The following is an 11,240-nucleotide window of genomic DNA, read 5'->3' as shown; positions in this document are numbered from 1 at the left end:
CCCCGGTAGGCCCGTACCCGCTGCTGCTGTCGACTGCCCCACACCATTCAACGCCTCCACGATCGAGGTGTTGCGACGACCGGTTGAGTCCGTCCAATTCCCCGGCGCGACCCGCTTCCCCCTTCAAGCCCAGCGCATCGGATCGGGCAGGCTGTGACCGCCACGTCTGCTTGTCACCTATAGAGTGGGGGCGTTAGTATTATTTAGACAGGACGAGCTCCGGCCTGATCCCACGACCAGGAGGCAGTTCATGTCACCGCAGGCTCGCGGCGTGTCTCAACCGCCCGCAGGCGACGCGTCCAGCACCAGGATCCGGCCGCAGGCCTCAACGTCTGTCCCGGGGCGGGCGTGGACGTTGGATGAGCTGCGCTCGGCGGCGCGGTTGACCTTCACCACCGACGGACGTGACCGCCTGGACACCGATGCCGTGGCCGCAGCGGTCCAGATGTCGTCGCGGCAGGTGCAGCGATGGCTGTCCGGGCAGGCCCGTCCCTCTCCGGCGGCCGCGGAGCGGTTGCGTGCCGCGCTTCTACCGCGCGCTGAGGTGCTGCAGCGGCAACTAGCCGACGCGCGCAACGCTCATGCTGGCCTGGGCGAGGTCGAGGCGCACCGTGCGCAGCACCCGGCGGGGCCGCTGGATGAGACCTTGATGAGCTCGCGGATGACGACCTGGGCCCGGCGGGGCTGGTTGCAGCCGCACCTGGTGCTCGTCGTGGCCCACCCGGACCTGGGCATCACCCGCGCCGGCGTCATCGTCCACGACCCCGATCGTCTGCAGGCTCTGCTGCGCGCCCAACCGCGCCCGGCCACCAGCGCCGGAGGCCGATGGCTGGTCCAGGACGGGTTGCAGACCGCCACCCGGTTCGAGGCGGTCCTGATCCGTCATGCCCTGATGCTGGACATCGCCTGGTGGCGGGTACTGGTCAACCCCCAGCTGATGCCCAAGGGGCACAGCGACAGCTGGCTGAGCAGCGCCCCGCTGCCCAACCTCAGCGCGATGGCCAGAGTGGCCGGAGTTCGCGGGCGACGAGTCAGCGATCGAAGCCTCCTGCACGGGGCGGCAGCGCTCGAGCTGCCCCTGCAGGAAGGCGCGGCCGACGAGCCTGAGCAGCCCGCGCACCCGGCCGCCGAAGGCAGCCAAGCCGGCACCGTTGCCTCTTCGGCCGCCTCCACGACGAGCACCCCCGCCCCGCAGACCCCCCGGACCGCACAGACCCGACAGACCTCGCGCGGAGGCCGGCGCGCTACCGGCGCCAGCGTGGCAGACCTGAAGGCGGCGCTGGTAGCCCTGGGGCCGGGAGTGAGCGACGACGTCGCGGCCCGGGGCGGGATCCACCTGCAGGCGCGTGAGACGTCGTTGCGGTTGAGCTCCCACGACCACGAGGTGGCGGCCAGCGTCGACCTTGAGCTGAAGCACTCACGCTCCTCGCTGCTGAGCGCGGTCGTGAGCTGGGATGCGCTGCAGACCGCGACCATCCGACTGCTGGCCGCCCTGGCCCGTGCGCAGAACACCCCCGCGGCCGGCCGCCGACGGCGCGCGGCTCCCCTCGACGTCGGCCTGCGCGACGGGCACCTGGTCCTGGGTAGCGGACGCGGTGCCCAACGTCGCGAGCAGGTCCTACCCACGGTCGCAGGTCCCATCCACCCTGAGGCCGTTTCTGAGACGACCCGCCAGACCCGCCAGACCCGCCAGACCCGCCAGACCCACGAGCTGCAGGACGTCTTGACCGTGCCCGCCGGAATCCTCGCCTCCTACGTCCGTGCTCTGGCCGCGACCAGCACCTACCAACGCCCGGACCTCGGCGCCTTGGTCAGCCCACCGCCGCTGCACTGCGTGCACATCGACCTACCCTCGGACTCCGCGGTGCACCTGACCTCCACCGACGGACGCCGACTGAGCGACTGGGCCACCGGCATCGCCTGGCCCGGCCCAGCCGCGCACGTCCTGGTCGCAGCGGATCTGCTGCGCGCCGGCGTCGACGCCCTGGCGCACTTCGACCAGGACGCCCCACTCACCCTGGCCGTGACCGAGAACCGGGTGCGTCTGTACACCGGCCCCGCATCCTCCTCCGCGGCGCGGTCGGCACGGCCGGAGCCCTCAGCTTCGACGTCGTCGCACCCGGCCGTGGCCTGCAGCATCACGATCGCCTGCACCTCCGACCGCGGGTACCCGCCGGTGCGCTGGACACCACCGAGCTCTGACCTGCCGCAGCTGCTCCTCAGCGACAACCAGCGGACCGGCCTGGCACGCACCGCCCGGTCCCTGACCCACGCCTTCACCCGCGACCTGCAGCAGACCAGCAGGGGCGGCCCCAGCCGCACCGCACCCCCCGCCGCGCTACCCACCGCACTGTCCAACGACGCATCCCCCAGCGCGATGACTCTGCGCTGCAGCTCTGATGGCCACCTCGAGGTCACCGACGACGCCGGGACCACCACCAAACGGCTGCGGCTGGTCCCGACCAGCACCGCCGCACCCGCCGCGCCGGCAACGACCGACCCCACCTCTACCCGGCGCTCGCGGTCCGTCCCCACCACTGACGTCGTGGGTGACGTGGGCCGAGGAGGCGCCGGCGGTCGGCGCCCGACGGGCCTCGACGCAGAGCGTGGACCGCTGGAGCCGATCCGGTTGTCCGCCGGCGATCTTGAACAGGCACTGAGCCTTCGCCCCCGCGGGCCGCTGCTGATCACTGTTCTTCCCCCATCGGGACAGAACCCGCCGGCGTGGGCCGTCACGGACCCGCCCTCATCGCCGGCGAAACCTCTCGCCGTCGCCTCTGCTGCTCAAGCAGAAGGTGCACCCGCCAGTCCGGTGGGAACCCTCTCGGTGCTTCTTTCCTCAGCGCCGGGTCCAGCGACGTCCGGGCGCGCTGACGAGCGACACCAGACCAGCTGACTACTGCACTGAGGGCCCTTTGGATCTGTGGATGGGAAGGTGGATCTGACCACCACGCGGGCGTTGAGGTCACGCTGACGCCGTGGGCACACGCGGTGATCTGACGGACAAGGCTTGAGCATGGATCGAGCCCGTGCTTTCACCTGCGCGTCCTGACCGCGGCCCCTCACTACTTGCCGGCTCACTGATCGGCGGCCGGGCGCGGACACATCAAGAAGGGCCTGTCCGCCGTGGACAGGCCCTCCTTGGTGAGATGTCAGCAGCGCGGGTAGAGGCCGGACATCCTGTATCCCGACTCGTCCGGCCAGAGGTCCACGAAAGGCTCCTCACCCGGGGGCGCCCAGATCATCCCACCCTGGAACTCCTGAACCGTGGAGTAGCCCTCGTAGGAGTATTGACTGGTGAGCGGGTAGCCCAGGCACCCGTTCTCCCAGCCCGCCTGGCCGTACTCGATCAGGATCGCCGAACGCACCACATGAGGTCCGCTTTCGGCCTCTTCTGGGGACCAGTACATGACGCCGCCCTGGTACTGCTGGTACACGCCACCAGCACGAGACCGGAGCTCCTGCGAACGCGGGTACCCGAGCTCACCGTTTTCGTAGCCGAACTGCCCGTATAGTTCACGGAACGAACCCGAGACGCTGTGGGCGCCGACGTCCGGCGACCAGTACAACACGCCGCCCTGGAAGACCTGGAAGACGCCGTTGCGGATCGGCACTTCCTGCGTCAGCGGGTATCCGAGAAAACCGTTCTCGTAGCCCTGACCGGCGTAGAACCGCAGGAAGTCACCGGAGACGGAGTGAGCTCCCGTCGTCGGCGTCCAGTAGAGGGTGCCGCCCTGGAAGTTCTGGAAAACACCGCCACGGATGGGTACCTCACCCGAAGTGGGCTGGCGCAAGAAGCCGTTCTCAGCACCTGAAGAGCGCCACAGATCACCGAAGGAACCGGTGACGGGGTAGCTCGTCGCCAGGAGCTGTGTCGGTGCGGCAGTTGCCGACGGAGCGATTGACAGGGCCAGCGCTGCGGCCCCGGCAGCGGCAATGCCGCGAAGGAATCTCATGCCTCACTGTACCGCCGCGGCCTTCCCTGCTCTCCGGACCTGCTGGTAGGTGGGGCATCCTGAGCGTTCCCACACCCCCGGGGCCACTGTGCCTCACAGCCTCCAGCAGGACGGGCAGGACACAGGTCATCTACCCCATTGCAAGCTGTCGATGCTCTGGAAGTGCCAGTTGTCGTAGTAGTTTTGATCCGCCAGGGCGTGCAGTCCATCGACCATCCCCGCGCTGCCGTGCTCGACCCACAACTGCTGCAGCTCGGCGTACTCCTCAGGACTGAGGTCGAACTCGACGGTCCGGTCGCGGTAGGCGTCGTCGTTACTGGAGACGACACCTTGCACCCCGCCGACCCGCACGGTCGGCGTGGCCGTCGGCGGGACCGCCGGGCGCGCACCCAGGGCCCGGGCCCGGCCGGCACGAGAGTTCAGCGCGGTCCGGGCCAGACGCTGCAGCCGCTGCAACTTGGGGTTGTTCGCCCGTGGGCGACTTTCCCCGCTGACCCACCGACGCAGCTGACGAGGGGACAAGCCCAGATCGGCGGCCGCCGCGCGTAGGTCCGGACGCTGCGGGTCGCGGCTGGAGGCCCCGTACACCGAGCGAAGCATCTGACCGACGTCCTGACTGTTGTTCGGCGGCTGCACTCCGGCGAAAGCGGCCATGGCGCTTCGCGTGGCCGCTGACTTCAGCTGCTGCGGGTCGGGTCGCGGCAGCGGGGATCCGCTGCGGGTGGTGGTGGGGCGCTGGACCCGCGGGGTGGCACGGCCATCACCGCGGCGGCCGCGAGCCGCAGACCCTGACGAACTGGCGGCGCCACGGGTGGAGGCGTTCCCGGGCCGCGCCGACGAGGCCGGGGGCGCAGCAGGAGCAACGGGCGAGCCCGACTGCGGTGGGGTGGGCATCCCCGGCAGAGGCACCGCTTCGTAGCGCGAGCCTGCCCCGCTGCCCGTACCGCGCGAGCCGGTGCGACGCGAGCCGGTGCCGCGGCGGGGCGGCTCCTGGTCCCCACTGCGCCGGCGCGAGCGCGGGCTCACCACTCACCCAGCAAGGTCATCTGTCCGGGCCCGTCCTCGTCCTTGTCCTTGTCTTCGCCGTCCACACGATCACTGCCCACCTGTTCGATGCTCACGTTCCCAGCACCCGCCTGCGCCTCATCCACACGGCCGCGGTCAACGAGATCAGGGACATCGTCGCTGACGGCTCCGACACCTACGCCGGCTTGCTCTGGGCTCGACGCAGCAGAGGCCGTCGCGGCACCCGCTCCTTCCCGGGCAGTGCTCACGGGGCCCGCGGGGCTCGCGGGGGAAGCCGAGGTCTCGATCTGCACGGGCGCAGGACCTGCCATCCACTCCCGGACGTCCTGCAGCGCGTCACGTCCGCCCCAGCCGGTGCCGGTCAGGAACGGCAACTGCTCACTCATCGTGCCGCTGCGGTACGGCTTGTACCCACCCAGGCCCGTGCCGAGCTTGGAGCCCAGCCGCGTCTTGCCCTCATCACGCCCGGGCCAGCCGGCCACCGGGTCACGTTCAGCGCTGGCGTAGGCCAGCACGTCGGTGTCGGCTACCACCAACGGCCACGTCCCGCTCTGGGCACCGATGGCCTTAACGGTGTGCAGCATCCCCACCTTGCTGGCCGCGCGGATCGCGTGGTGGAAGTACGGCTGGAACGCCGAGGTGCCCTTTGCCGCCGAGGCCGCGAACCACCCGTTGGTCCGCTTGTAGACCTGCTTGACCATCTCCAGCACCACCGGCGCCTGCTGGTCGTCACTGTCCAGCAACACGTTTCGGGCATCGCGCAGCACCCGGTACCAGGGCTCGAGAACGCGGGTGGACTGCTCGGCGGTCCACAGCCACGCCCGGTGCACCTGCGGGGTGAATCCCTGCTCCTTGACCGCGTAGGCCAGGGTCGTCGTGGTCACCCACTGCTGGGTGCCGGCGCTGCGGCCGGAGGGGTCCAGAACCGAGGGCCAGCGCCAGTCCTCGTGGGCGGGGACCTCGATCAGCCACCATCCCGCGCGGCGTTCGTCGAAGGCGACGCCGTCTTCGTACAGCTGCGGGCGCCCCAGGCCCAGGAGCACCGAGGAGCATGCGGCCAGGTAGGCGCCGTTGCGGTCGAAGGCGTGAACGTACCCGAGCCGCTGCTCTTCGGCGTGAGGGTGACGAGTCCAGTTGAAGACGCCGTCGAGCATGCCGATGTTCGCCGGCCCGATGCCGGAGTAGTCGACAGCTTCCCACTGCTTCTTGCGCTCCAGGGGAGTGACCAACTCGATGAGATCCATGCCGGTGGAGATGGCTCCGCGGAACGGGATTCCGACCGCCTCGGCGAACAGCTGCAACCGGCGTGCGGTGACCGAGGGATGCTCGCTGCGTGGAGCGACAGCCCCGCCCATCACAGCCGTTGCGTCCCCGGTGGGCAGGGTCGAGTCCATGGCCTGCAGGCACAGCACGGCGACCTCCCCGCGCTCAGCGCCGGCCCGGCGCAGACGGGTGATGCCGCGCAGCTGAGGGGCCGAACGGCCGTCGCCGAACACCCAGCCCTCCGCGGCCGCGTCCGACAACGCCGGCAGGTCCCGGCTCAGCTCCTCCAGCCAGGTCCGGCGCTTGTCCTCGCGGGTCGGGATCGCTTCGACGTCGACGCCGAGCTGTCGCCACAGCGCAGGGGTAGGCACGATCTGGCCTGCCTCGGCCGTGGTGCGCCAGCGCACCGGCGGGGACCCCAGCCGCAGCGACCGGCCCAACGCCTCGAGGTCACCGAGGTGCCGGATGGGCTGCTCGAGCGGGACGCTCGACCCGTCGGGCAACCAGGCCATGGTGACGTCGACGAGCGCCGCGACGGCGCGGAAGGCGGACGCAGGCGCCGGCGCGGCCCCGGGTCGAGCAGTCCCGGCGGTGCGGGACGTAGTTCCAGCTCCCCGGGCACCGGCGCCCTGCACCCGAGACCCACGCGCGCGGGACGAGTGTGGCGCACCGGTCGTCGAGACCCCAGATGGAGCTCCAGACGGGGCCTCGGACGACGCCGTGGTCGCACGCCGCGGCGGGCTCATGGTCTCAGTGGCGGCGGGTCGGCCAGCTCGCGCGGTCTGTGCCGGGGCCGGGTTGTCAGCGGGGCGCGGACCGGCGGACGAGGTGGCAGAAGACACAGCAGGCGAAGCGGCGGGCGGGGCAGCGCGGGCCAGGCGGGCCCGGTACTCATCGGGGTTGTTCTGACGCCACTGCTGCAGGCGCTCCCACATCTGCTCGCGGTCGGTGGCGATGGTCTGCACCCAGTGCTCGGGATGGAACGGCAAGCCGTCCAACAGGAGCCAGCAGGGTGCGCCGCAGCTCAGGCAGAGGTCCCAGTCGTCGGGACGGGCCAGGGCTTCGTGTCCTTCTCGGTCGGTGAAGGAAGCAGCCGGGATGCTCATGCCCGCCCCTTGGCGCGCGCACGCGCGACGGCGCCCGGTGGCATCGGGGGCGTCTCCGGCGACGGGCGCCAGGAGGCACCGGGGAGACTCAGCTGATCCTGCACGCATCATGCCTACCACAAGTTCGGTGCGGGCGCTAGTATTTACCGACCCTGTCGCACGTTGACTGCATTCGAAGATCGCGCACAGATGAGTGTGCGTGTTAGTGTTTGCCGCAGTCTTGAGGAATGGATCCTCAGCGAAGCTGAAGCGGAGAGGGACATGGCGGCCGAGAGGAAGACAGAGTCAGCGCGTCGCGGCGCTGCAGCATCGACCCGGGCCCGTACGCGGCGCAGCCCTGCTGACCCGGCGGCGAAGACGTCCGCTGACGCCTCGGCGCAGCACGAACAGGCTCGTACAGTCCCCCCATCTCGCGAGGTAGTCCAGATGAACACCGTTGCCGAACCCCAGGTCGACCGCCGCCGCCGGCCGGTCAACCCCAGCCCCGACCGCGTCAGCCTGCGCGCGCAGGCCGAACGCGAAGTGCAGGACGTCATGGCGCAGCTGCAGGACAAGTCCGAAGAGGAGCAGTTGATCGAGATCGGCCGGCTCACCAACGAGGCCTTCGATCTGGAGAAGACGACCATGCAGCGGGCAGTGGCCGCGGCGTTCTCCTCAGAGTTCTACGACGGCTCGCGCTTCAACCTCGCTCCCCTGCTGGGAGTCACCACCACCTCATGGGCCGAACGCCGGCGCCGCGCACTGCAAGTTCCCGAGCCGCGGTGGCTGCGCAACGCCTCGCGCGACGAGATCGCGGCCCGCGCACAGGAGATGGGCTTCCCGCACCTGCCCGAGGAAGAAGAGCGCCTGGTCGAACTGGGCGTCGCCGCGGTCGCCGCACAGGAGAAGAAGGCCGCGCTGACCGAGCAACGCAACGCGATGGTCCGACGGATGTACACCGCGTCCTACACCAACCCGCAGGGACGCACCCAGCCGCAGCTGGCCAAGCTGGCCGGCATCAGCGACCGGCTCGTCTGGCAGATCATCAACCCGCTCAGTCAGCGCCGGGCGGCGAAGAAGGCCGCCCAGTCCGCGGTCCGACCCAGCGCTGAGGTGGCCGGCGGCGACGAGCGGTGAAATGCCCGTCGCCGCCGGCCAGCGGCACTCGAGACCGCTCAGATGAGGGCGTCGGCTCCACTTCACGACAGGTTCTGCCTGTAAGGCCAGGAGATGGTGCTCTCCGGGCGAGGTGCCGTGGAAGCTTGGACGCAAGCCGGGATCGGGCGCAGAGTGTGGCGCCGTGATCGAGGTCGAGGGTCTGAGCAAGATCTACGGCCGGGGCGTCGCCGCGGTTGACGACCTCTCCTTCACCGTCGCCCAAGGGAAGGTCACCGGTTTCCTGGGTCCGAACGGCTCAGGCAAGACCACGACGATGCGGATGATCCTGGGCCTGGAGCGCTGCACCGCCGGCACCGCCCTGGTCGACGGCCTGCCGTACTGGCAGCACCGGCAGCCGATGAGCGTGCTGGGCGCACTACTGGATGCTCGAGGGGCTCATCCCGCCCGAACCCTGCGCGAGCACTACCGCGCCCTGGCCGCCGTCGGTGACATCTCCTCCCGCCAGGTGGAGCAGGTCCTGGACATGGTGGGCCTCGAAGACGTCGCGGGTCGGCGCATCGGGGACTTCTCCCTGGGCATGGCTCAACGGCTGGGATTGGGTGCGGCTCTGCTGGGCAATCCGGGCACGGTGATGCTCGATGAGCCGGTCAACGGCCTGGATCCCGACGGCGTGCTCTGGATGCGAACCCTGCTGCGCCGCCTCGCAGACCAGGGACGCGCGGTGCTGGTGTCCTCGCACCTGATGAGCGAGGTAGCCCTGACCGCTGACCACCTGATCGTGATCGCCGGCGGCCGACTGTTGGCCGATGAGTCGACGCCTCGGTTCTTGCAGCGCGCCGGCTCACGAGGGGTGCTGGTGCGTTCGCCTCAGGTCGATCAGTTGCGGGCGCTTCTGCGCACGCTGTACACCGAGCTTTCGGAGGCTCAACGTGCTCAGAGTCGGGTCAAGGCGGCGGACGGCGGTGGCCTCATCGTCCACGGCATCACCCCATCGTTGCTCGCTCAGGCCGCGCTGCGCAGCGGCGTGGAGCTGCACGAGCTGACGCCGCTGCACGAGACGATGGAAGACGTCTTCATGCGGATGACCGCCCACGCAGCGTCTGCAGCACCTCGCGAGTAGCAGCAACCGACAGCAGGGACAGAGCCAGGTCCAGAGACTGGATTGCACAGGCAGTCCGACATGCCCTGGACCGAGGCAGACACGGCGGGTTCAATCGGTCGTTGCAACACCGGACTGATGCAGCGATCGTAGCTGCTCCTCGAACACCTCAGCAGGAGTCTTCCAACCAAGAACCTTCCGGGGGCGGCCATTGACCGCAAGAGCGACAGCCTCGAGGTCTTCAGCCGACCATCGCGACAGGTCGGTGCCCTTGGGGAAGTACTGCCGCAGCAGCCCGTTGGTGTTCTCGTTACTCGGCCGCTGCCACGGCGAATGCGGGTCAGCGAAGAACACCCTCGTCCCGGTCGCCAGCGTCAACAACGCGTGCCCAGACAACTCCTTGCCCCGGTCCCAGGTGAGCGTCTGACGTAGCTGCTCGGGCAGTCGCGAGATCGACGCGGTCAGTGCAGCGTTCATCGCCACAGCTCCGTAACCACCGAGCGAGGGCCCGTTCTTCACCGGTGGAACCTCACCCCATCCCTCCAAGCGGGGCAGGTGCACCAACAGCGTGCAGCGGCTACTACGTTCGACCAACGTCCCGATCGCAGAACGCCCAGTTCCGATGATCAGATCACCTTCCCAGTGCCCCGGAACGGCACGATCGGCGGCCTCAGCCGGTCGCTGGCTGAGCGCCACGTCGGACGTCACATGACCCTGCGCCTCGTTCCGCGACCTCGCCCGCGGTTCACGCAGCGCCCGACCGGTACGCAGACACGTCACGAGCTCGCGCTTCAGCGCGCCGCGCCCCTGGATGAACAACGACTGGTAGATCGCCTCATGACTGACGCGCATGGAATCATCATCGGGGAAGTCGACCCGCAGGCGGTGAGAGATCTGCTGCGGGCTCCACGCCGTCGCCCAGCGCCGGTCCTGACGATGGGGCTTGTTCAGCCCCTTCCACGTCGGCGGCGTCGGACCCAAGACGGCGGTGCCATCGGACCGGCGGACTTTCCCTGCCAACCGGTCCTGCACGTAGTCGCGCAGCTGATCATTACCGACGAGCTTGGCAGTTTTGGGACGTTTCGCGGCCTCCTGCGCCTTCCACTGCGCCACGCCGGCGCGGTAGACCTGCTTTCCACTGCAGGTCGCGGCGTTGCGCCGCAGTTCCCGCGAGATCGTGCCTGGGTCGCGGCCGATGCGGCGGGCGATCGCCCGCACTCCCTCACCCTGGGCCACCAGCAACGCGATCTCCTCCCGCTCAGCGAACGACAGGTAACGTCCGGTGGGCTCATCCAGACTCATCGGTGCCATGCCGCCAGCGTGGCGGAACCAGCGGAATCCGACCGGCCAGGACACGCCAACCCCAGCCGACGCCTTCTCCGTCGACAATCCCTCGGCGATCAACCGCCAGAACGCCCGCTGCACCGTCCGCGACGGCTGCGGCCTACCCGGGGACCGCATCGCCGGCCGCAACGCCCGGTCCGCGGCCCACTGGCGCCGCCCACCCCCCGGCAACGCCGTCGTAGACGTCTTGACCCTCGCGCCCATCCGCGCACCTCCTGCTCGAGGTGTTGCGACGACCGATTGAATCCACCCTGGACGGACTCAACCGGTCGTCGCAACACCTCGATCGTGGAGGCGTTGAATGGTGTGGGGCAGTCGACAGCAGCAGCGGGTACGGGCCTACCGGGG

At 69.7% G+C, this 11,240-nt stretch carries 7 protein-coding genes; 3 read left to right on the top strand and 4 right to left on the bottom strand.

Annotation, left to right across the window (positions count from 1 at the left end; all coding sequences use genetic code 11):
* The first annotated feature begins 184 nt into the window (after positions 1-184).
* Entirely contained in the window at positions 185-2,896 is a 2,712-nt protein-coding gene (locus CLV37_RS26075) for a hypothetical protein (RefSeq protein WP_170127519.1), read from the top strand.
* Positions 2,897-3,152: 256 nt separating this feature from the next.
* Here the strand turns inward: CLV37_RS26075 and CLV37_RS26070 are convergent, their stop codons facing one another.
* The 3 genes from CLV37_RS26070 to CLV37_RS26060 form a co-directional block, all read right to left on the bottom strand.
* Positions 3,153-3,956, bottom strand: coding sequence for an LGFP repeat-containing protein (locus CLV37_RS26070; RefSeq protein WP_106215661.1), 804 nt, complete (start codon positions 3,954-3,956; stop codon positions 3,153-3,155).
* A 126-nt stretch (positions 3,957-4,082) separates the two neighbouring features.
* Positions 4,083-4,610: a helix-turn-helix transcriptional regulator gene (locus CLV37_RS26065; RefSeq protein WP_146149610.1), complete on the bottom strand. Its 528-nt coding sequence runs from the start codon at positions 4,608-4,610 to the stop codon at positions 4,083-4,085.
* A 368-nt stretch (positions 4,611-4,978) separates the two neighbouring features.
* Positions 4,979-6,757, bottom strand: a complete 1,779-nt coding sequence (locus tag CLV37_RS26060) for a hypothetical protein (RefSeq protein WP_106215659.1) — start codon at positions 6,755-6,757, stop codon at positions 4,979-4,981.
* Positions 6,758-7,777: 1,020 nt separating this feature from the next.
* On the opposite strand from CLV37_RS26060, the gene CLV37_RS26055 reads away from it, so the two are divergent.
* A complete protein-coding gene (locus CLV37_RS26055) occupies positions 7,778-8,467 on the top strand; it encodes a hypothetical protein (RefSeq protein ID WP_106215658.1) in 690 nt (229 codons plus the stop codon).
* 163 nt (positions 8,468-8,630) lie between these two features.
* Complete coding sequence (locus CLV37_RS26050; RefSeq protein WP_106215657.1) at positions 8,631-9,569, top strand: ATP-binding cassette domain-containing protein; 939 nt, start codon at positions 8,631-8,633, stop codon at positions 9,567-9,569.
* Positions 9,570-9,659: 90 nt separating this feature from the next.
* On the opposite strand, the gene CLV37_RS26045 is transcribed toward CLV37_RS26050, so the two are convergent.
* Positions 9,660-11,009 carry an IS30 family transposase gene (locus CLV37_RS26045; RefSeq protein WP_425433638.1) on the bottom strand — a complete coding sequence of 450 codons (1,350 nt, stop codon included), beginning with the start codon at positions 11,007-11,009 and terminating at the stop codon, positions 9,660-9,662.
* Between the last annotated feature and the right edge of the window lie 231 nt (positions 11,010-11,240).

The organism is Kineococcus rhizosphaerae (assembly GCF_003002055.1).
Taxonomy (GTDB): Bacteria; Actinomycetota; Actinomycetes; order Actinomycetales; family Kineococcaceae; genus Kineococcus; species Kineococcus rhizosphaerae.
The sequence above is the reverse complement of the archived record's forward strand: the minus strand, read 5'-3'. Positions and strand labels throughout refer to the sequence as shown.